Source organism: Brevibacillus borstelensis, assembly GCF_003710865.1.
Lineage (GTDB): Bacteria > Bacillota > Bacilli > Brevibacillales > Brevibacillaceae > Brevibacillus > Brevibacillus borstelensis.
In genome coordinates this window covers 236,514-258,221 of the sequence record NZ_RHHO01000017.1, presented here as the reverse complement: position 1 = coordinate 258,221, position 21,708 = coordinate 236,514, and the positions used below count along the sequence as shown (strand labels likewise).

Annotated in this window: 20 protein-coding genes; 4 read left to right on the top strand and 16 right to left on the bottom strand. The window is 53.0% G+C overall.

Going from position 1 to position 21,708, the window contains the following annotated elements; genetic code table 11:
* Positions 1 to 49: 49 nt before the first annotated feature.
* From EDM54_RS10155 to EDM54_RS10135, 5 genes are all read right to left on the bottom strand, one after another.
* A complete protein-coding gene (locus EDM54_RS10155; RefSeq protein ID WP_031932359.1) occupies positions 50 to 907 on the bottom strand; it encodes a DUF4097 family beta strand repeat-containing protein in 858 nt (285 codons plus the stop codon).
* A 1-nt stretch (position 908) separates the two neighbouring features.
* Entirely contained in the window at positions 909 to 1,460 is a 552-nt protein-coding gene (locus EDM54_RS10150; protein ID WP_122958154.1) for an HAAS signaling domain-containing protein, read from the bottom strand.
* Positions 1,457 to 1,777 carry a PadR family transcriptional regulator gene (locus tag EDM54_RS10145; RefSeq protein WP_003387643.1) on the bottom strand — a complete coding sequence of 107 codons (321 nt, stop codon included), beginning with the start codon at positions 1,775 to 1,777 and terminating at the stop codon, positions 1,457 to 1,459. Before EDM54_RS10145 ends, EDM54_RS10150 begins: the two co-directional genes overlap by 4 nt.
* A gap of 173 nt (positions 1,778 to 1,950) precedes the next feature.
* Positions 1,951 to 3,825, bottom strand: coding sequence for a bifunctional metallophosphatase/5'-nucleotidase (locus EDM54_RS10140; RefSeq protein ID WP_003387645.1), 1,875 nt, complete (start codon positions 3,823 to 3,825; stop codon positions 1,951 to 1,953).
* Positions 3,826 to 3,913: 88 nt separating this feature from the next.
* Positions 3,914 to 4,702 carry an alpha/beta fold hydrolase gene (locus EDM54_RS10135; protein ID WP_031932357.1) on the bottom strand — a complete coding sequence of 263 codons (789 nt, stop codon included), beginning with the start codon at positions 4,700 to 4,702 and terminating at the stop codon, positions 3,914 to 3,916.
* A 114-nt stretch (positions 4,703 to 4,816) separates the two neighbouring features.
* Between EDM54_RS10135 and EDM54_RS10130 the strand changes: the two genes are divergently transcribed.
* A complete protein-coding gene (locus EDM54_RS10130; RefSeq protein WP_122958153.1) occupies positions 4,817 to 5,248 on the top strand; it encodes an alpha/beta fold hydrolase in 432 nt (143 codons plus the stop codon).
* A gap of 124 nt (positions 5,249 to 5,372) precedes the next feature.
* Here EDM54_RS10130 and EDM54_RS10125 read toward each other — a convergent pair whose 3' ends face one another.
* A complete protein-coding gene (locus tag EDM54_RS10125) occupies positions 5,373 to 5,801 on the bottom strand; it encodes a GyrI-like domain-containing protein (protein ID WP_255320238.1) in 429 nt (142 codons plus the stop codon).
* 231 nt (positions 5,802 to 6,032) lie between these two features.
* Between EDM54_RS10125 and EDM54_RS10120 the strand changes: the two genes are divergently transcribed.
* A complete protein-coding gene (locus EDM54_RS10120; protein ID WP_003387650.1) occupies positions 6,033 to 6,914 on the top strand; it encodes a hypothetical protein in 882 nt (293 codons plus the stop codon).
* Positions 6,915 to 7,004: 90 nt separating this feature from the next.
* Here the strand turns inward: EDM54_RS10120 and EDM54_RS10115 are convergent, their stop codons facing one another.
* Positions 7,005 to 8,435 (bottom strand): aminotransferase-like domain-containing protein, encoded by a 1,431-nt coding sequence (locus EDM54_RS10115; RefSeq protein ID WP_122958152.1) that lies wholly within the window; start codon positions 8,433 to 8,435, stop codon positions 7,005 to 7,007.
* A 117-nt stretch (positions 8,436 to 8,552) separates the two neighbouring features.
* Here EDM54_RS10115 and EDM54_RS10110 point away from each other — a divergent pair, with 117 nt between their 5' ends.
* Positions 8,553 to 9,491: a DMT family transporter gene (locus EDM54_RS10110; protein WP_122958151.1), complete on the top strand. Its 939-nt coding sequence runs from the start codon at positions 8,553 to 8,555 to the stop codon at positions 9,489 to 9,491.
* Between the two features lie 36 nt (positions 9,492 to 9,527).
* Here EDM54_RS10110 and hemL read toward each other — a convergent pair whose 3' ends face one another.
* Genes hemL through hemA form a run of 6 tightly spaced genes read right to left on the bottom strand, consistent with a single transcriptional unit; the run spans position 9,528 to position 15,772 of the window.
* Positions 9,528 to 10,811: a glutamate-1-semialdehyde 2,1-aminomutase gene (hemL, locus tag EDM54_RS10105; protein ID WP_122958150.1), complete on the bottom strand. Its 1,284-nt coding sequence runs from the start codon at positions 10,809 to 10,811 to the stop codon at positions 9,528 to 9,530.
* Positions 10,812 to 10,814: 3 nt separating this feature from the next.
* Positions 10,815 to 11,792, bottom strand: coding sequence for a porphobilinogen synthase (gene hemB, locus EDM54_RS10100; RefSeq protein ID WP_003387655.1), 978 nt, complete (start codon positions 11,790 to 11,792; stop codon positions 10,815 to 10,817).
* Positions 11,776 to 12,597 carry a uroporphyrinogen-III synthase gene (locus tag EDM54_RS10095; protein ID WP_122958149.1) on the bottom strand — a complete coding sequence of 274 codons (822 nt, stop codon included), beginning with the start codon at positions 12,595 to 12,597 and terminating at the stop codon, positions 11,776 to 11,778. Before EDM54_RS10095 ends, hemB begins: the two co-directional genes overlap by 17 nt.
* Positions 12,594 to 13,535 (bottom strand): hydroxymethylbilane synthase, encoded by a 942-nt coding sequence (gene hemC / locus EDM54_RS10090; RefSeq protein ID WP_039069883.1) that lies wholly within the window; start codon positions 13,533 to 13,535, stop codon positions 12,594 to 12,596. The genes EDM54_RS10095 and hemC overlap by 4 nt, the downstream gene beginning before the upstream one ends.
* A 26-nt stretch (positions 13,536 to 13,561) precedes the next feature.
* Positions 13,562 to 14,380 carry a cytochrome C assembly family protein gene (locus EDM54_RS10085; protein ID WP_003387660.1) on the bottom strand — a complete coding sequence of 273 codons (819 nt, stop codon included), beginning with the start codon at positions 14,378 to 14,380 and terminating at the stop codon, positions 13,562 to 13,564.
* 30 nt (positions 14,381 to 14,410) lie between these two features.
* A complete protein-coding gene (hemA, locus tag EDM54_RS10080) occupies positions 14,411 to 15,772 on the bottom strand; it encodes a glutamyl-tRNA reductase (RefSeq protein WP_003387661.1) in 1,362 nt (453 codons plus the stop codon).
* Positions 15,773 to 16,177: 405 nt separating this feature from the next.
* Between hemA and EDM54_RS10075 the strand changes: the two genes are divergently transcribed.
* Complete coding sequence (locus EDM54_RS10075; RefSeq protein WP_024984474.1) at positions 16,178 to 17,119, top strand: DMT family transporter; 942 nt, start codon at positions 16,178 to 16,180, stop codon at positions 17,117 to 17,119.
* Between the two features lie 120 nt (positions 17,120 to 17,239).
* On the opposite strand, the gene EDM54_RS10070 is transcribed toward EDM54_RS10075, so the two are convergent.
* From EDM54_RS10070 to lon, 3 genes are read right to left on the bottom strand one after another with little or no spacing between them, the layout of a single operon-like run.
* Complete coding sequence (locus EDM54_RS10070; protein WP_003387663.1) at positions 17,240 to 18,592, bottom strand: protein O-GlcNAcase; 1,353 nt, start codon at positions 18,590 to 18,592, stop codon at positions 17,240 to 17,242.
* Positions 18,593 to 18,630: 38 nt separating this feature from the next.
* A complete protein-coding gene (gene yihA, locus EDM54_RS10065) occupies positions 18,631 to 19,296 on the bottom strand; it encodes a ribosome biogenesis GTP-binding protein YihA/YsxC (protein WP_024984473.1) in 666 nt (221 codons plus the stop codon).
* On the bottom strand, positions 19,293 to 21,632 hold the full coding sequence (gene lon / locus EDM54_RS10060; protein ID WP_003387665.1) for an endopeptidase La: 2,340 nt from the start codon (positions 21,630 to 21,632) through the stop codon (positions 19,293 to 19,295). Before lon ends, yihA begins: the two co-directional genes overlap by 4 nt.
* Positions 21,633 to 21,708: the final 76 nt, after the last annotated feature.

Sequence of the window (21,708 nt, the reverse complement as noted above, 5' to 3'; positions counted from 1 at the left end):
CGTTATCGTTTCAACCGCTGTTCTCCTGGTACCATTGTTTCCCAAAAGCTCAGTGACGAATACGAATATCCCCTGTTGAGCTGCTGACAGTCAGCGCCGGACCTTCCGTGCCTACCGATCCCGCTACTCTCTGCTCCCCTTTTTCCGAGTAAGACATTTCCGGCCAATCGGCTTTTATATCTCCCGTATCCGTAGCCAGTTCCATCTTTACTGCTTCGGGCAGTTTTAACAAGGATACCGTGATGTCTCCTGTATCCGTTCGGACATTTACGTCGTGCTTCATGTCTTTCAGTTGCAGCGAATCGATATCACCTGTACTGCTGAAGGCATCCACTTTTGCACTGACGGAGGATATGTCCATGTCGCCTGTATCTGTTCTCAGGGTGAGTGTTTCTCCTTCAAACCCCGCCAACTCGATATCGCCCGTGCTCGTTTTCAGCGTTCCTTCCTTTGCTTTGATCGCATTGATACGGAAGTCTCCCGTGCCGCTGTTCACGGCTATTTTTTCGTAGACCGCTTCCGGAATCATCACCTGGAGCTCCAGGTCTACCCGTTGATGAAAGAAAAAGCCGAACTGCATTTCAGTTGGTTCCTTTATCCTTACCTGCAGAATTCCGTCAGGGGTGACTTCCGTCGTAAACTTGATTTTGTCCAATCGCTTTCTATCAACCTCCCCGACCATTCTTGCAGTCGCACTGGACAAATTGCTCGTAGTCAACACGACGTCAGCGATGTCCGTTTCCACTTCGACACCCTTGATAGGCTGGTCGATTGTACGCAGTTCACTGACTGTCTCCGTGTCTCCCTTAAAGTCGGGGTTCAGTTTGAACTGCCAGACAAATCCGATCGCTCCAACGAGAAACAACAGACAGAAAAAGACGAACAAGACATTTATCATTCTTCTCATGCTATTTCCCCCTAATCATGCGGACATTAAAGTTCAGATAACGCAAAAATTGCCGATACAGCCATCGGCTCAAGCGGGCCAACCCGATCGCAAGCATTCCGCCCAAACCAAATGATGCCATCCCCGAGAAGAGAACCAGATATTGCTCATCTGCGTTTCCCGGAATTCCGTACTTCAAAAACAAGCCAATCGGTGTAAGCAGCAATGCCAGAGCGACGGCAAACAAACCGATAAGGACAGCAATCAGTCCGACAAATGGGCCCAATACGAAAACAAGGTTAAAAAAGCCCAAACTGACGGTCGCCAAAACAGCTCTCGTCATATTACTGATGGATGCGTTCGATTGTGCCTGATGAATGCGGTATCCGGCTAATATCTCGCGGGCAAGAACCCTTGGACTGCCCAGACTGTCGGCAATCTCCTGTTCGCTTTTCCCCCTGTCCACTCCGATCAAGAAATGTTCGGTATAGTCTGCCAATATGTCCAGGCGATCCTTGTCGGGCAATTCGCGGAGAAGCCTGTCAAGCTCATCCATAAATTCGCGTCTCGTCATAAACCGATTCCCTCCTCGATAATCTGGTTGACCCCGCGCGTAAATATTTTCCATTCCAGCACGAGGTCGTTCATATATCTGCGCCCTTTATCGGTGAGCTGATAGTACTTGCGCGGCGGGCCTTCCTGCGATTCGGCCAAGTAAGTAATAAAAAAGCCTTCCGTGGTCAACCTGCGAAGCAGGGGATAAACGGTTCCTTCTGCGATGTGAAATTTCTCTGAGATGCTGGCCACCAGTTCGTACCCATATCTGTCTTTTTGGGCAACAAGCACCAGTACGCAAAGTTCCAGTACGCCTTTTTTAAATTGAACGTTCACTTAGCATCACCATGTTAGATCTTACCAGAGCACTATTATACAATGCAAGGTACTTTATAAAAATAGATAAATGCACACGGGTAAAAATTGTGCAAAAAGGGCCCTCTTCCCTCAAAGGGAACAGGGCCCGAATGATCCGCTTTCCTTATATGCCGGAATGCAATGATCAAATCCTATTCGTTTACTTCGACGATGCGACCTTCTACTTTCGGATTAACCGTCTTGCGTTTGATCAGCTCTTCTTCCACAATGCTGTAGAAAGTCAGACCTGTATTGAACGCAGGTTTGTTAAAGCTCTCATATCCGTCTCCGCCTGTTGCCAGGAAGTCATTGGTTGCGACCTTGTACGTCTTCTTCAGGTCGAGCGGCTGACCGCCTACCTTTACCTCGACAACGCGCTGACCCGCAGGCTTGCTTGGATTGTAGGTAAAAGACATGCCGCTGATTTGCGGGAAGCGTCCCTCTCCCGTCTCCACCTTGCTTACACCGCTTTCCAGCGCTTGACGCAGCTCTTCGCCGGTCACCTCGATCACGACCAGGGTATTCGGGAATGGCAGCAGGGTGTACAGATTTTTCTTCGTGATGTCGCCCGCCTTTAGCTGTGTACGGATACCGCCTGCGTTGGTCAGCGCAACGTCTGCTTCATGCCCCGGGATGGATTTCGTGCGCTCCAGCATGATGTCGGCGATCAGGTTTCCTACGTTTGTCTCCTTTTTGCGAACCAGCGCTCTGTCGCCATCAAGGTCTACCTCAGACTTGGCGATGACCACGTCCATGACTTCGTCGATTTTCTTGACGATCTCTTGAACCATTTTCTCTACCTCAGGATCAGCTTGAACGGTTTCGTCATACGCTTTCAAACCGCCGCTGAACGCAACCAGCTCCTTGCCGAGGTAGTACAGGTCTGCGCGTCCGAGAGACTTGCCGTACTCCCAGTCCTGTACGATGTACGTGCCGTTCACCAGCTCCGGCTTTTCCAGCGGCGTATGGGAATGTCCGCCGACGATCAGATCGATGCCCGGTACGTTTTTCGCGATCTCACGGTCAACATCCACGCCGACGTGGGAAACGACGATTACATGGTCAACCTCTTTTTTCAGCTGTGGCACGACGGTCTTCGCCACTTCTACAGGGTTTTTGAAGGTAAGGCCTTTCACGTTGTTCGGGTGGGTGAGGATCGGTGTATCCTCCGCTACAAAACCGACGAAGGCAAACTTTTTGCCGCCGATTTCCGCCTTGAAGGTAGGTACGAGCAGTTCTTTTCCATCCGCTTTGAACACGTTTGCGGAAATAACCGGGTGCTTCAGCATGTCGCGCAGCTTCAGCAGCTGTTCATAGCCAAAATCAAACTCGTGGTTCCCTGCCGCCATTACGTTGTAGCCCAAGTAATTGAGGATCGGTACGACAGACTCCCCTTGGAATTGGTTGACGTAGACGGTGCCCTGGAAGGTATCACCCGCATCAAGCAGGAGGAAGTTGTCGTTCTCCTCACGCCAGTCCTTCAGCAGCGTGGCGATCTTGGCGTAACCGAATTCCTTCAAGTTTTTATCTTCTGTAATATGTCCGTGCGTATCATTGGTATGCGCGATCGTAATGTGTGTAGTAGCCGCATCCCCGAGCGCCTGGAAGAAATCGCCGCGGGTCACTTGCGCCTTGTTTTCCATTTCAATGGTGTAGCCCAGCTTTTTGGCGACCTCTGTCAATTTTGCCGAAGAAAGAACTTGTGTCGGGTTTTTGAAGTCATCCTGCATAATTGCTCCCTTGGTTTTTGCCCAAGCGAGGTAAGGCGCAGACCAATGCGCCCCTTTGTCAGGAGCAGAAATTTTGCTTCCGCCCAGTTTGGCAAAAACGACAACTGCTTCCGCCAAAGTCACGTTGCGCTCAAGGGCAAGATCACCGTTTGCTCCCGGAGATACGATGGATTTCTTTACCATCCAGTCTACGTGCTGAACCGGATGCAGCGGTGCTGCCAGGACCGATCCGGCCATCAGGGACGAACAGATGGCAGCTGCCAGAGCGGCCAGGGTAATGCGACGTGCTTTTTTCATTCGCGCTTCTCCTCCCGTTATGTAAAAAATAAAAAATAGGACATCTCTGATTATAGCAAATATTTCTGGATAGATGTTCAGCTTCCTGCTAGATATTGGACAGGAATTGCTTGATCGCATCAGCCATTTTCTCGGGGGTTTCCAGCATTCCCATGTGACCAGCCTCCGCAAGCAGTACCCGAGTGACATTCGCCCCATCTGCTGTAAAGGTTTTGTCTGCCGGAATGATCTGGTCTTGTTCCCCTGCGATAAGCAGGACGGGACAAGCAAGCTTTCTGAGGACATGCTGCCGGTCTGCTCTTTCCCGCATCGCTTCCAATGTCCGGATCGCGCCGTCTGGCGGTGTTTGCAGGCCGACCTGTTTGACCCGCTCCCATTCTTCCGGATAACGGGATAAAGCGCCAGGGGCGAACAGCTTGGGAACCAGCGCCTTGATAAAGGGCTCTATCCCGTTTTGACGGATGCTCTCCATTCCTTTGGTCCGGTTTTCCTTTGCCTGCTCATCATCGGGAAACGCGGTAGAATGGATCAGCCCCATCGCACTCAGCCTGTCGGGGTAGCGCTCGGCAAAAGCCAAGGCGACATAACCGCCCAAGGAATGTCCGAGGAGCGTCATCTTTTCAATCCCGGTCTCATCCATGAAAAAGGCAAGATCCTCTGCCATTCTCTCCACGGTGTACGTTTCATCCGGAACCGAACTGCCTCCGTGGCCGCGCAAGTCGGGAGCAAGCACCCTGCTTGATTGCTCCAGTCTCGGGATGAGCTTTTTCCAATATGCCGAGCTTCCGCAAAAGCCGTGCACGAGACAGACGGCGTCTCCCGTCCCCCTGTCTTCGTAAGCCAGTTCGACTCCATTTTGCAATACCGCTTTTTTCATCTACTTCTCCTCCTTTTTCTATAGTCTCGCCATTTTTTCCAACATTTTTTCCCAACCAGGTTTACAATACAGGTAGAATTCTGGAGCCTGCCTCCCCGCAAAAGAGGGACGTTGATGCTCCAGGACGTAGAGGCCGTCGTCCGGCATGTGCTGGCGGATCAGCCCCGCAAGGAAATTCTGTTTATCGGTAAATCGATCGGCACGCTCCCCATTGTCAGCGGATTTGGCGAGTCCATGCTTCCCTCCGAGGCCTCCGCTATCCTGCTCACGCCGCTATTGAATCAGGAAGGATTTGCAGAGAGCTTGCTGGCCTGCAAGCAGAACATGTATCTGGTGACCGGCACGGCGGACCATTATTACCACAGCGAGACGATCGAACAGATTCGCGACAAACACGCCAACATCGAGTTGGACATCGTGCCGAACGCCGATCATTCACTGGAGATTCCTTTTGATACGACAGTGTCTTTGGAGACACTGCAGCAAGTTTTCTCCGGCATCAGCCGTTTTACGTCGGACACGCTTCGCTCGGACAATTCCCGCTAAGCGAGCGGGATCAGGATGTCATAGGCGTTTTCTTCCCGCTCTGCAGCATGACGGGGCGGGAGATATCGCTCATCGTACCGCTCAAGGCGAAGCGCCTTTTCCTCTACCGCAAGCCCCTGGCGCTTTATCCAGTCAAAAGCGCGATGATACGTTGGTCCATGGGGCCCTGATGAGTGAACAGGGCGTAGCTTCTTGCCGGAATCGTAAATCCGACCATTCCTTCCGGGACGCGGTCAAATTTTGCTACTTCAACGGAAATGTACTCCGTGAACAATTGATAGGAACCGACTTTGCGTTCATCACTGACACCGTAAAAGCATAGCGGGTATTTCAGATTGCCAATTTCGTTCACCCTCTGCGAAAAAACGTCCCACAGCTTCGGCATTTCCACTCCCAAGCTTTGAAAGGGACCGGTAAAGCTTGCGCCTACCATCCACATTTCCGGCAATTGAACGATCGCTCCCTGCATCGCACACAGCTCCTTTTCTATCAATTTGGCTGGCATTTCCCTTTTTGCTATCTTAGCATGAAAGGCAGCTATTTTTATCTGCATGACATCCTCTTTTTGGAACAAACTATCATTAAACTTCTATCTCGATGCCTGCAGGGCGTCTCCCTTTCCTTTTACCCAGATCTGTCCCCCGCCCCATTCACGGTCCTGGTCAATTCGACCCCTTTTTGCCTGGAAACCTTCTTCGCTATTATCAACTCTTCCAGCCCTACCGATATGAGTAAGGTATATCGTTATTGAGGGCAGTGCTCAATGACATCAGGAGGATACACGATGAAGCAGTTTTCGCGTACGGCACTTTTCTTTCTCATGTTCCCCGCTTTATTTCTGACCGGCTTTTCGTCGGGAGAAAAACCGGTAAAAGCTACTTGGCTGTGGCAAACATACCAGACTGCGTCAGCCCCTGATCAGATCGTTGCGTTTGCAGCGGCAAAAGGGGTAAACCTGCTGTATCTGAAGATCGACACTTCGCTGAGACCTTCCTATTACCACACTTTTATCCAGAAAGCCCGCGCCAACGGAATGGAAGTACACGCACTTGGCGGCAAATCCGGCTGGGGACTGGAGCGAAACCGCCCGGAAATTTTGTCGCTCGTAGACTGGGTAGGCCGCTACAACCAGACGGTGGAGACGGATGCAGCCATAACCGGTATCCATCTCGATATCGAGCCGTATACACTCCCCGAGTGGAAAAGCGATCAAAATGAAGTGATCCGGCAGTGGATGGGCAATGTGAATGCTTACGTGACGAAGGCAAAAGAGCTGGACCCGTCCCTCCAGGTTGGCTGTGACATTCCTTTTTGGCTGGACAAGACGGCCTTGCCCGATCAGCCTGTTGTCTCGATTAGCGAGTGGCTCATCTCCAGGCACGATCATGTTACAGTCATGGCATACCGCGATCGGGCGGAAGGCCCAAACAGCATTTCGGCCCTCGTCACGCAAGAGCTGGAGATGGCGGACCGACTTGGTAAAAAAGTAATCGTCGCTGTAGAGACAAAGGAGAGCAATGAAGGCAATTTTGTCAGCTTTTATGAGGAGGGAACCGCTCGGATGGAAGACGAGCTAAGCAAGCTGAGTGAACTGTTGGCAAGCCATCCTTCTTTTGCTGGAGTCGCAATTCATTCCTATGAGTATTGGAGTGTATTAAAAGAGTAGTTCAAGAGAATAGTTTCAGAGAGCAGCGAAAACTCTTTTAGCCGCGGGCAGTAAAAACTCCGCCGTCGACTTGGCGGAGTTTTCGTGCTTTCATTCGACTGTTCCGGCGAGCTCGCTGGCCATGGAGATAAGCAGCTTCGTTCCCTCGCGAAGCTGCTTTTCACTGATATACGAGTAGCTAAGACGAAGCCACGACTTTGTCTCCTTTAATGGATCGCATATAGAGCCCGGTACAAACGAGATCGACTGCTCGATGCTTTTGGCAAGCAGCGCCTCCATGGAAAGGGATTCCGGCAGCTTGACCCAAAGGTTCAGACCGCCGGCAGGACTGTTCCATCTCCAGGCAGTAGCGGAGAGCTCCTCTTCCATAATTGTTTTTCGCACATTCAGGGCGGTTCGCAGCTTTTCAATATGCTGCTGCATGCGGCTGGAGGAAAAGTAATGGAGGAAGATTTTCTGATTGAGCAGCGGGCTCCCATTATCCGCCAGCGACTTGACCGTAAAGAAATGGCTCACCAGCGAAGGATGGAGGCAAACAGCGGCAATCCTCAATCCGGGCGCCACGTATTTGCTGAAGCTGCGGATATACACGACGTAGCCTTCCACGCTGTAAGAAAAGAGAGGCGGGGGCGGTTCGCTCTCAAAATACATGTCACGGAACGGGTCGTCTTCGATCACAAAACAGCGATACCGCTCGGCAAGCTCTACAAGCTGCTTTCTCTGCTCGGCCGGTACGGTGTAGCCCGTCGGGTTGTGATAGGTCGGGTTCAGGTAAAACAGACGCGGCTTGTACCGCTTCATATAAGCTTCAACCTGATCCAGGTCATAGCCGTTCGGATGAATCTCGACGGGGATAAGCTGGGCGCCAAGCTGCCTGAAAATATCAATAGCCGCACTGTATGTCGGACGCTCAATCAACACAGCGTCCCTCGGCTGGACAAGCATCCGCGCGAGCAAGTCTATGGCTTGCTGGGAGCCGGACGTAATCATGATGTCCTCTGGCGACAGGTGAAACCGGTGCTTGTGCATGAAGTATCGGCAAAGCGCCTCCCGCAGCTCCTCATCTCCTTGCACAGTGGAATAGGAGCTGAGCACCTTTGGATACAAGTCAAAAATCTCTTTTACGTATTCGGAAAAAAACCGGTTCGGCAACAGGTTGGGGTCGATCAGCGCATAGGAAAACTGATAAGTGACCGGCACTTTGTGAATTTCGGATAAATGGCTTTTTTTAACATAGGAGGAGACAATCGGCGAATCCAGATTGTCCAATGGCATCGCACCGCCGGGATACACATAGTAGCCCGACTTGTCTTTGACATAGACTTTCTTTTCTTCCTTGAGCAACTGATACGCCTTGAATACGGTCAGGCGGTGGACGTTCAGTTCGGCTGCCAGCAGGCGGACGGACGGGAGCTTTTCATGCTCCTTCCACTCCCCGCGCTGGATTCGCGTCCAGATGTATTCATACACTTGTGCAAACAGCGTTTGGGTACTTGCTCTTGAAGAAAAACGGACGTCCATGCTTGCCTGCCTCCTTTGCCCTTATGTTTATCTTATACAAGCATTTCAGAATCTGTTCTGTTGTTTGAAAACTGTTCTATTCACCTCTTTTTATGATGATACCAAGGAGGCGTTACTATGGTCATCATCAATTATGTCGTGATGTGCTTGGTGTTTGGAACAACGTTTTTGGCGATCAAAATCGGGATCGATGCGGGAGCACCTCCCTTTTTCTCGGCTGGCCTGCGTTTTTTGGCCGCAGGTCTCCTGCTTTTCATTTGGATGGTCTGGAAAAAGCAAGCCCGTTTTTCTTTGCTTTTGCACAAGGAAATGTGGATTACCGGCCTTTGTCTGACATTCGGAACGTTTTCCACGCTGTATTGGGCGGAGCAGCATGTCACGTCAGGAGCGGCAGCGATTCTTTCCGCGACCGGTCCGATCATGATATTGCTGCTTCAGGCGACTGTCCTGCGAGAGCGGGTAACGGGCAAAGCGCTGCTTGGCTGCCTGCTTGGCTTTGCCGGTGTCGTACTCCTCGTCTTCCCGCAGGTTTCGATCACGGTCAGTCTGTTCTGGCTGCTCGGGTGTGTCGCTATTTTGATCGGAGAGCTGTTTTATTCCAGTGGCGCCCTGTATTCGAAACGCGTCATCCAGCGTTTTGCAGACGCATCGCCGATCGCCCTGAATGCAGCCCAAATGATTTACGGCGGTACCGCTCTGCTTGTACTTTCGCTTTTTACGGAGAAGATTCACCCCGAGACAATGCTTGCCCCAAGCGCCATCGGTTCGCTCTTGTATTTGATCATGTTCGGCTCGATGGTCGGACATACGATTTTTTACTGGCTGGTCGCCAAAACCAATCCGGTGTTTCCCTCCACCTGGCTCTACATTTCACCGATCATCGCCATGGCCCTGGGGGCGATCCTGTACCGGGAAGCTGTATCCTGGCCGATGGCCGCAGGGGCCGCTACGACAATTTTGGGGATTGTTTTCATCAACGCTGATACGCTGCGGCAGATGATGAAAAGACCTGAAAAAGCCAAAGAGCTTGTTTGCCCCGTCCAATCCCGAACATAAACAAAAAAGTCCCCAACCGGGGACTTTCTTTGTTATTTACAGCCTTTTCATCGCTTTGTAGCTGGCGTCGATTGTCCGCTCGATATCCTCTTCCGTATGAGCAAGGGAAACGAACATTCCCTCGAATTGGGACGGCGGAATCATCACGCCTTCCTCCAGCAAATAGCGGAAGTAGGCAGAGAATTTGTCCAGATCGGCAGTCTTGGCCGTGTCGTAATTGACGACAGGCGTATCGGTAAAGAACAGGCAAACCATGGAGCCAACGCGGTTCAGCGTATGCGGAATACCGAGTTTGCGGGCATTTTCCGCAAGCCCCTCCGCCAGGCGGGCAGAGAGCGCCTCCAGTTTTTCATAGGCTCCCGGCTGTCCCAGCTCCTGCAGGGTGGTCAGTCCGGCCGCCATTGCCAGCGGGTTGCCCGAAAGCGTACCTGCCTGATAGATCGGTCCTGCCGGCGCGATTTGCTGCATGATCTCCCGTTTGCCGCCATAAGCGCCGACCGGAAGTCCGCCGCCAATTACCTTGCCCATGGTCGTCAGATCCGGAGTGATGCCGTACAGCTCCTGTGCCCCGCCACGGGATACACGGAAGCCGGTCATGACTTCATCAAAAATCAGCAGTGTGCCGTGTTGCTGCGTAATTTCACGCAGCGCCTCCAAAAAGCCCGGCTGCGGCGGCACAACACCCATGTTTCCGGCGATCGGTTCCACGATCACGGCAGCCAGGTCAGCGCCGAAGTTTTCAAATGCCAGCTTGACGCTTTCCAGATCGTTGTACGGGACCGTAATGGTGTTGACTGCTGTCGCTTCCGGCACACCTGGGCTGTCAGGCAAGCCGAGCGTAGCTACCCCGGAGCCGGCCTTGATGAGCAGGCTGTCGGCATGACCATGATAGCAGCCTTCAAACTTCATGATTTTATTGCGCTTCGTATAACCGCGGGCGAGTCGCAGAGCGCTCATCGTCGCTTCCGTTCCGGAGTTGACCATGCGAACAACCTCGACAGACGGTACGATTTCACAAACCAGCTTGGCCATTTCCGTTTCCCGTTCGGTTGGAGCGCCGAAGCTTGTTCCCAGCACAGCCGCTTCCTGAATGGCCGCCAGCACCTTTGGATGAGCGTGGCCCAAAATCAACGGACCCCAAGAGCCGATGAAATCGATGTAGCTGTTGCCGTCGACGTCTGTAATCCGCGAGCCTTCGCCTTTCGCGATGTAGACAGGGTTTCCGCCGACACTTTTAAAAGCGCGCACCGGGCTGTTTACGCCGCCCGGTATGTAACGCTGGGCTTCTTCAAACATGCGGGACGAATTGTCCATTTTCATTGTCTACTCACCTCGCAGCCATTTTGCCACGTCTTTGGCATGATAGGTAATGATCAGATCGGCCCCGGCGCGTTTGAAGCCGAGGAGCGTTTCCATCACGATCTGCTGTTCGTTGATCCAGCCGTTGGCAGAAGCTGCTTTGACCATGGAATACTCTGCGCTGACGTTGTACACCACGAGAGGCAAATCGAAGCTTTCCCGCAGTCTCAGCACCATGTCCATAAAAGCGAGGCCTGGCTTCACCATCAAAAAGTCTGCTCCTTCGGCTACGTCGGAAGCCGCTTCCCGCAGCCCCTCCCGCGCATTGGCCGGGTCCATCTGATAGGTTTTGCGATCACCCGATTTCGGCGTGGAGTGAGCTGCATCGCGGAATGGACCGTAAAAGCTGGAGGCGTATTTGACTGAGTAGGACATGATCGGAACATGAACGAAGCCAGCCTCGTCCAAACCTTCGCGAATCGCTGCGACAAACCCGTCCATCATGTTGGAAGGCGCGATTATATCGGCTCCCGCCTTCGCTTGAGACACAGCTGTGGCTACCAGAAGCTTCAGAGACTCGTCGTTGTCGATCTCTCCCTCGTGCAAAACGCCGCAATGCCCGTGATCGGTATACTGGCACAGGCACGTATCGGCGATCACGACCATATCCGGGTAGGCTTCCTTGATCTGGCGGATCGCCTGCTGTGTGATCGCGTTGTCATTGTAAGCCTCGGAACCACAGGCATCCTTGTGCTCGGGCACCCCGAACATCATCAGCGATTTGATCCCCAGCGAAGCGATTTCGTCCAGCTCTTCGCGCAGCCTGTCGAGAGAAAAGTGATACACGCCAGGCATGGACGGAATCTCTTCTTTTACATTCGTTCCTTCCACCACAAACAGCGGGTAAATCAAATCTTCCAGACGAACATGGTTTTCGCGAACAAGATCGCGCATACCCGCGCTTGTACGCAATCTGCGATGACGATCAAATGAAATGGCCATTTCCATTCCCTCCCCAATATGCTTTCAATGCTTCCAGCAAGCCTTCGACGGTGTACTCGCGGGCGACGACATCTGCCTGCAAGCCGTGCGCTCTTGCCGTATCGGCCGTGATCGGGCCGATGCAGGCAATGGTTACGCCCGCCAGCAGCTGCTTCCCCCCATAAGGGGTCATCGCTTCCATAAAATACGAAACGGTCGAAGAGCTCGTAAATGCGATAACGTCAATCAAGCCGTTCCGCAGGCGCTCCGCCGCTTCCGGAGCGTCCTTTGCATCGATCACGGTATGGTACACATCCACCTCCGTGACATCCAGGCCCATGCGGCGCAGCTCCTCCGGCAAGGTTTTGCGGGCAATGTCAGCCCGCGGCAGCAGCACGCGCTCGCCGGGCTGAAGCCGATCTTTCAGACTGGCGAGCATGCCCTCCGCCACATAATCGGAAGGTATCACCTCTGCTCTCAGCCCGTGCAAAGCGAGCTCTGCCGCTGTCTTGGGACCGACCGCAGCGAGGTGCCCCGTCAGCCTGTCGATCCCGATTCCGAGCTGCCGCATCCGATCAAGAAAAAAGCGAACCCCGTTTACGCTGGTAAACATGACCCAGTCAAAGCTGCCGATGCGGGATAAGGCTTCATCCAAACGGCTGCTGTCTTGCGGAGGCACCATTTTCAATAGCGGAAACGCATACGCTTCCCCGCCCAGAGCTTCCAACTGACTGATCAGCTCCCTCGCCTGCCCCCGCGATCTGGTCACCATCATGCGTATGCCGGCAAGCGGCCCCACATGCCCGCCTTCAACCGAGTGAATCATGCCTGGCTCTCCCTTTTCACCTGCTCCAGAACCTCTTGTGCCCCTTCTGCCGCCAGGACGTCAGCCACTTCGCGTCCGAGAGCAAGCGGGTCAACACCCGTAGCCGTCCGCTTGAACACACGCTTGCCATCCGGCGTAGCGACGAGACCGGTCAATGTAATGACAGGCTGCTTGCCACCCCCGTCGGAGACGGTCGCGTAGGCGCCGATCGGCACCTGGCAGCCGCCCTCCAGGCGATGCAAGAAGCTCCGCTCTGCCGTCACGGCAAGACGAGTTTCAGGATGATCAAACTTGCTCAGCAGCGCCAATGTCTCTTCGTCATCAGCTCGGCACTCGATCGCGAGCGCCCCTTGCCCGACGGCAGGAAGGCTGATCTCCACCGGCAAAAATTGGCTGATCGTACCATCCCAGTTCACCCGCTCCAATCCGGCTGCCGCGAGGACGATGGCATCGAAGTTTCCTTCGTTCAGCTTGCGGATGCGCGTATCGATATTGCCGCGCAAGGATTCGATCTGGATGTCGGGCCGGTACGCCAGCAGCTGAGCCGAACGGCGCAAGCTGCTCGTTCCTACCAAAGCCCCATGCGGAAGCTCGTCAAGCGTCTTTCCGTCTTTGGAAAGAAGCACGTCACGAGGATCGACACGTTTCGGAATCGCTCCGATGACCAGCCCCTCCGGCAGCTCGGCCGGCATATCCTTCAGGCTGTGGACGGCCAGATCCGTTTCTTTGTCCAGCAGAGACTGCTCGATCTCTTTTACGAACAGTCCCTTGCCCCCGACCTTGGATAAAGTGACGTCCAGGATGCGATCTCCTTTCGTCACGATTTCGTGAAGCTCAAATGACGCGCTTTGATCAAGCTGTTTCAATTGGTCGACGACCCAGTTCGTCTGCGTGAGCGCCAGCATGCTGCGGCGCGTTCCTACTTTCCATGTTCTCATGGTAGCCTCCTAACATAGCCACTCGATTATAGCCAGTTATGAAATTTCGAAAAATCGGTAGCCAGAAAATTGATCAACACCAGCCCGAAGCTCGCCAGATTAAACAGCGCCAGACTGCGCATTTGCCATGTGTCGCTGTACCGTTTGTAGAGCCCGAACGAGTACACGCCCAGGACGACGAGCGACCATACAACCTTGGCATCCAGCCAAAACTTTTCGGGCAGTACCAGTTTTCCCCAAATGATGCCGACCAAAATGGCCAGCAGCAGCATAGGGACGCCCAGCATGTTCATTCGGTACGCGTACCCCTCCAACACATCCAGACTTGGCAGCCGGCGAAGCATCGGCGTCCAGCGCTTCGCTTTCAGCATGTTGTGCTGCAGCAGATACATGGCCGAGAAAACCATGGAAAGCGAGAAAGCCCCATAGCTGAACATCGCCAGCGTGATGTGAACCAGAAGCAGCTCCGACGTCAATGGACCGGATACGGCGTTCAGCGGCGTCTCAGGCAAGAACATGGACAGAACCAGCACGACAAACCCGATCACATTGGTAAAAAACACCAGCAAATCTATGCGAAAAAAATAGTTGATCACAAGCGATAACGTAACCAGCACCCACGAATAAAAGAACAAAGTCTCAAATAAAGTAATGACGGGGAAGTATGCCTTTTCCGCCATTTGCGAGACAAAAAAAGCAGTTTGCAAGGCCCAAACGACAGCAAGCAACCCGAAAGCCAGTCGATTGACTTTCCGGTTGCTTTGCAAGAAGTCGTTGAAATAGAAGAGAACACTTGCAGCGTAGAGAAAGATCGTCAAATCATAGATCCATCTCGCATCGGCCATGTACTCTCTCCTCTCTTTCCGTATCGGTATCTACTCAGGGATCCGGGATGCGAGCACCTGTTCACGCGCGGAAGTCTGCTTTGCTTTTTCTTTTTCCCAGTTCGCTTCCCGCTCGGCCCGCTCCAGAATCTCTTCGAGTGCAAAAATCGTAGAGAACATGTCCAACACATCGGGGCCATCCTTCTTGGCTGCCAGCTCCTTTAGGCGAACGACCGGATCGTGCAATAACTGATTAATCATTCCTTTGGTCGTCTTGCGGATGATGTGCAGCTCTTTTTCTGTCAGGCCGCTTAGCTTGTTCTCCATCTTGCGCATGCCTTCGCTGTGAATATCAAACGCTTTTTCACGCAAGGCTGCAATCAGAGGAGAAACGCCCAATGTCTGGTACCAGGTCGTAAAGGCGACAATCTCCTCGGCAATCATGCCTTCCAGTCGTTCCGCTTCTCTGGAACGCTCTTCCAGGTTGCTGGCGACAATGCCTTCGAGATCGTCGATGTCGTACAGGTATACGTTGTCGAGATCGTGCAGGCTCGGGTCCAGATCCCGCGGTACCGCAATGTCGATCATAAACAGCGGGCGATGCCTGCGCTGCTTCATGATCGGCTGCAGCTGCTCCTTGGTGATGACGTATCCCGTCGCCCCCGTCGAGCTGATGACGATGTCTGCTGTGAGCAGTGCCGATGACAACTGCTCCATCGTACAGGCGTCCCCTTGGAATTTCTCGGCAAGCAGCTGTGCCCGCTCCAGTGTCCGGTTGGCTACACGAACATGTCCCGAACCATTGGCATGCAGATGTTTGGCAGTCAGCTCGCTCATTTTTCCCGCTCCGACGATCAGCACTTCTTTGCCGGAAAACGATCCGAAAATCTTTTTCCCCAGCTCGATCGCCGCGTAGCTGACAGACACAGCATTCTGTCCGATGGCCGTCTCTGTATGCGCCCTTTTCGCAAAGGTGATCGCCTGCTTAAACAGCATATTGAATACGGTTCCGGTCGTCTCCTGCTGCTGCGCTTGTGTAAAAGCATCGCGCACTTGACCGAGTATCTGCGTTTCTCCCACCACCATCGAATCCATGCCGCAGGAGACGCGGAACAGGTGCTCGATGGCTTGTTCGTTCCCTTTTATATAGAGATGTTCCTTAAAAGATTCCTTGCTCACACCAAACCATTCCGCCAAAAATCGAAGCGTGTAATCGCGACCGACGTTCAGCTGATCGCAAACCACGTAAATTTCCGTGCGGTTGCAAGTCCCGAGGATCACGCATTCCGCGATGCTCTTCGTCTGGGAGAGGAGATAAAGAGCCCGAGACGTGCCGTCGTCGCTGAAAGTAAACTTCTCGCGAATTTCGACAGGTGCCGTTTTGTAGTTAAGACCCAGCAAAAGAATATCCATAGCGTCCTCCCGGTCATACATGCCAGTCAATTCTCTAATAAATGCACTATCATTATATCATTATGTCCTGAACGGGTCAGTTGTAATTGTGAAAAGTTTATTAACGGCCGACACTTTGGCGACAGAGCGCGCGATATTCGTCGAAAGGCAGCCCCATACGAAACCGTTTTGCAATCCGCTTCAGGGTGTTCGGTAAGCTTCTGACGACAATGTCCCTTCTCTATCCCCATCCTCTAACCGGATAAGCCAAGTCCGGGTTTTCTTTATTTTCAGACACCTTGTCAAAAAGGCAAGGCACAGGCAAAGTTTTTCCCTTGCTTTCCCGCTTTCTATCCCTTATCATGCTTGCAAGATCATTTGAACGTTTTGAATCATCTGATGATGGTGGAAGGAGAGAAGATGCCTTTGAAAAAACCGTGGATGGCGGATGTGACCCTGTTTTTGATCGCATTTGTCTGGGGAGCGACGTTTCTCGTCGTCCAACAAGCGATCTCAGCGCTGCCGCCGAACGCTTTCAATGCCATTCGCTTTACGATCGCCGCCCTGTTCCTGCTCGTGATACAACTCCTGTTCTTTCGCAGCCAGTGGAGGGCATGGAGCGGCGCCTTGCTCAAAGCCGGCTGTATCATCGGGTTTTGGCTTTGCCTCGGGTATGGGCTGCAAACAGTAGGGCTGTTGTATACAACGCCGTCCAAAGCCGGATTTATCACCGGCCTGTCCGTTGTGCTGGTCCCTCTTTTCGCTTTTCTGATCCTGCGCAGCCGCATCAAACCCGCGGCAATCGTCGGCGTCTTGCTGGCCGCGATTGGTCTGTATTTATTGACCCTGAACCAGACGCTCAGCTTCAACATCGGGGACCTCCTTGTATTTGGATGCGCGATCTGCTTTGCGCTGCAAATCGTCGTCACCGGCAAGTACGCGCCGCAATTTTCGGCTTTGCCGCTCGCCATCGTGCAGCTGGCAACAGTAGCGGTTCTCAGTTGGGTCTATACCTTCTTGTTTGAAGACTGGAGCAGGGCATTTAATCTGGAGATTCTTTTGATTCCGGAAGTCGCACGAGGACTGCTCATCACCTCGATATTTGCGACTGCGCTTGCCTTTCTCGCACAGACGGCTCTGCAAAAGCAGACCAGTTCTACCCGTGTCGCACTCATTTTTGCTCTCGAACCCGTATTTGCCGCCCTTACCTCTTATCTGTGGATCAATGAGGTGCTTACCGGTCGTCAAATCCTGGGGGGCTTGCTCATTTTCTTCGGAATGATCCTGGCTGAGCTTCCGATTGGCCAATGGCTAAAACTATCGCGAAGCCGACGCGAGAGCGAGGAAGAAAACAGAAGTTCGGCTTGAGAAAGTTCGGAAAGCGTGAGATCGGCATTTGATGATTGGAACGAAGACTGAAACGAACTATCGAACAAAAAAAGGAGCGGGTCTGTCTCGTACGTACGAGAGCCCCGCTCCTTTTCATTTCTATGTCGCCTTTTTTACTTCCTGCAATAGCGCTTCGACAAAGATGGGCATCACCTGACCGCAAACCTTTTGCGGCAGTCTTTCGGTCCGCTTCAGCCATCTTTTCAGGCGGAGCAAATGATAGGCCGCTTGTGGCACCCTGCCACTGCTGCCAGCATCGATCAAGGCAATTGCCGTCTGTCCTACCTTGGCCCAGTGCCAATACTTTTCGACCCATGGGCGTATTTCTGCAGACAGCTTCTGATTCTGCATACCCGTCAGCAGATGATTGGCTGTTTCCTCCATCTCGGCGAACAATCGCCTGAGCTCCTCGGTACCCTGCCTTTTGTCTCCATACAGAAAATGGAAACGAAACTGCATAAATGTCTCCATCAGAGCTGGGGACTCTGTTTCGTTCAAAAATGAGCTTTGCACATTGTCGGCAAAACGGAGAAAAGCTTCCGCATCGTCGGCTCCAGCCACTTCCTCCACTGCCCGCCTCCACGACTGAACGGGATCGTAGCCCTCCGGGTCGTTCAAGTAATCCGCTACCGTGATCAGCGGTATCTTGGAGCTCTCCGCCCACTCCATCGCATTCGCCACATAGCCTGCGGAAAGCCGGCCCAAACCCGGATCTCTGTGCCGCAACGGACCGATATGGAGCTCGTTTGCCATTGCAAGGTCATTTACAGGGTAGTTGTCCCAGTACAACGGGCGATGTCCTGTGTATTCCCGGAAGCGGACAGCGTCCCCTTCTGTAAGAAAAGGGGAACAGACGAATCTTCCTGTCCAAAACAGATCGATCTCATCAGGCAAGAGCTGCCCCAGTGTCGTAATGTATGGTTCATTTCCCATGCCGGAATACTGCGTCGGACACAGCACCAATTTGACAGGCTCCGGCCAGCTTGCCATCTGCTTGTACAGCTGCAACGCCGTTTCCGCATGAGCCTCCGCCAATGTGCCAAACTTCCTCGTATCCACTTCATGCAAGAGAGCCAGCGGAATATCGTCAAACTGGAGAGCGAAGTGCCTGACTCCCCTCTTGTACATAAACCGGTATTTATCCAGCAGTTGATCGGCATGAGCGCGGTTCGCGTACTCCATGTTCAAGCCGGGACTCAAACAGTAATAGAATGACAGCTTCGCCTTATGTGCTGCAGCGATGAGTTGATCGATTTGCTCCCGTTCAACTGGAGGATGGTACTCCTGCCACCTCTCACGGAGAAACGGATCGTCCTTGGGAGCGTAAAAGTACGCATTAAACTGATGCTTGCCTAAAAAATCAATCATGTCCAAGCGCTCTTCATGGGTCCATGGCTTGCCATAGAACCCTTCGATGACACCCCGTATGGGAAAGCGTTCGTGACACGTCACAAAATGGCCTCCTCTCCCGTCCGGCGTATACCAGCTTGCTATTGCGCCTTGCCTTCTGCCTGTTCGGCAGAGGAGGGAACCTTCTCTTCTTTCGCCTGTTCTCGCTTGGCCTCTTCGTATTCATAGAGGCGCCGCTTGATCTCAGACCATAATTCGTCCCGTCCTTGTCCCGTCTCGGACGAGAAAATGAGGATCGTATCGTCTCCGCGCATATTCAGATGCTGGCGGATCACTTTTGTATGCTGCAGCCAGCGGCCACGGGCAATTTTATCTCCCTTGGTGGCGACGACAACGGTCGGAATGCCGATCTCCTTGCACCATTCATACATGGCGATATCGTCCTTGCTTGGCGCATGGCGAATATCGACCAGCTGGATGATGAACCGCAGCTCCTTCCGCTGCTTCAGATACGTCTCGATCATTTTTCCCCATTGGCCTTTGATCGATTTGGCTACTTTGGCATAGCCGTAGCCGGGAAAATCGACAAAGTAAAGCTGCTTGTTGACTTGAAAATAGTTAAGGGTTTGCGTTTTACCCGGTTTTTGACTGGTTCTGGCAAGCCCTTTGCGATTCATCATTTTGTTCAGCAGCGAGGATTTGCCGACATTGGATCGACCTACCAGAGCAATCTCCGGTAGGCCGTCAGTCGGATATTGATTGGGGCCGACAGCGCTGGTGATAAATTCGGCAGAGGTAATCTTCATTCGTGATCACCAACCGTCTTTTTAACGAGCGCGTGGCGAAGCACTTCATCCAGGTGCTCGACAGGGATAAACTTCAAATCCTTCCGTACGCTCTCTGGAATATCGTCAATGTCTTTTTCGTTTTCTTTTGGCAAAATGACAGTCGTCAAACCTGCGCGATGTGCAGAAAGCGACTTTTCCTTCAGCCCGCCGATGGGCAGGACGCGGCCACGCAGTGTGATCTCCCCGGTCATCCCTACCTCTTTCCGAACCGGAATCCCGGTCAGAGCCGATACAAGAGCAGTGGCCATCGTAATGCCTGCGGAAGGACCATCCTTTGGTATCGCACCCTCGGGAACGTGGATATGAATGTCGTTCTTTTCATGGAAATCGGGGTCGACGTTCCACTCGGCAGCCCGCGAGCGAATATAGCTGAATGCAGCCTGAGCGGACTCCTTCATGACATCCCCCAATTGGCCTGTCAAAGTAAGCTTCCCTTTTCCAGGCAAGACCGTTACTTCAACATTCAGCGTGTCGCCGCCCGCTTCGGTCCAAGCGAGACCCGTAACCGAGCCAACCTGATCCTCTTTTTCAGCAAGTCCATAGCGATAGCGCGGCTTGCCGAGAAGACTTTCCACTGTCTTCGCCGTTACGACCACACGCTTCTTGTCGCCGGCAACGATCAGTTTGGCTGCCTTTCGACACACATTGGCCGCCTCGCGATTCAGATTCCGCACACCGGCTTCACGGGTATACTGACGAATGATCTTTAGCATTGCTTCTTCCTGCACTTGCAATTTATCCTTGCCAAGACCGTGGTCCTGCATTTGTTTCGGCAACAGATAGCCGCGCATGATATTCAGCTTCTCCAGCTCGGTATAGCCGGAAATGGAGATGACCTCCATGCGGTCCAGGAGCGGTCGGGGAATTGTATGCAGGCTGTTGGCCGTTGTGATAAACATGACATTGGTCAAATCGTACGTCTCTTCGATGTAGTGGTCGCTAAACTTGTCGTTCTGATTCGGGTCCAGCACTTCCAGCAGAGCGGAAGCAGGATCGCCGCGGAAATCGGAAGCGAGCTTGTCGATCTCATCGAGAAGGAACACCGGATTGACTGTGCCAGCCTGTTTCATTCCCTGGATAATCCGGCCTGGCAGGGCACCTACATAGGTCCGGCGATGGCCGCGAATTTCCGCTTCGTCACGCACGCCGCCCAGGGAGATCCGCACGAATTCCCGCTCCAGCGCACGGGCGATGGAACGAGCCAATGAGGTTTTCCCTACCCCCGGAGGTCCGACCAGACACAGAATCGGGCCTCGCATGGAATTGACCAGCTTCTGAACGGCCAGATACTCCAGTACCCGTTCCTTTGGCTTTTCCAGACCGTAATGATCCTCGTTCAAAATGTCTTCCGCATGCTTGATGTCCAGATTGTCTACCGTTTTTCTCGTCCAAGGGAGCGCCAGCAGCGTATCGATGTACGTGCGAATGACGGACCCTTCTGCGGAGGTCGACGGCATTTTTTCCAGACGTTCCAGCTCTTTTTCGATTTTGTTCTTGATCCGTTCAGGAGCGTCCGATTTGTCCAACTGGGCACGCAGCTCGTCTACTTCGCCCTGCCGTCCGTCGCGGTCGCCGAGCTCCTTTTGGATCGCTTTCATTTGCTCGCGCAAGTAGTATTCCTTTTGCGTCCGCTCCATCTGTTTCTTGACGCGGCCGCTGATCTTGCGCTCCAGCTCCAAAACCTCTCGCTCGTTGTTTAAGATGTCGAGGAGAATGTTCAGGCGCTCCTTGATGTTGGTCGTCTCCAGAATTTCCTGCTTGTCGCGCATTTTCAGCGGCAGGTGGGAGGCGATGACATCCGCCAGACGACCTGGTTCTTCAATATCTGTAACCGAGCTGAGCGTCTCTGGAGATACCTTCTTGGAAAGCTTGATGAACTGCTCAAAGTGGTTGAGTACGGCGCGCATCAGCGCTTCCACTTCGTTTTCGTCTCCGCTTTCCTCCTCCAGATACGTAATGGTTACCTGAAAGAAATCTTCCTGGCGAACATACTCTTCAATTTTGGCCCGTTGCAATCCCTCGACCAACACCCGGATGGTCCCGTTTGGGAGCTTCAGCATCTGTTTGACGCGGGCTACGGTGCCGACATTGTAAATTTGTTCGGCCTCAGGTTCTTCTATATGGACTTCCTCCTGCGTTGCAAGCAAAATCTTGTTGTCATCCACCATGGCCTGCTCCAGTGCACGGACAGACTTTTCCCGTCCGACATCCAGATGCAGCACCATCGATGGATACACAAGCAGCCCACGCAGCGGGAGGAGCGGAATCTCTCGTTTACCGGAACGATCGCCCAATCTTATGCACCTCTCCTTGATCTGAACAGTCTCTTGCAGTTTTTGTGTGAAAAAGCGGGTTAACCATGCTTGCCCA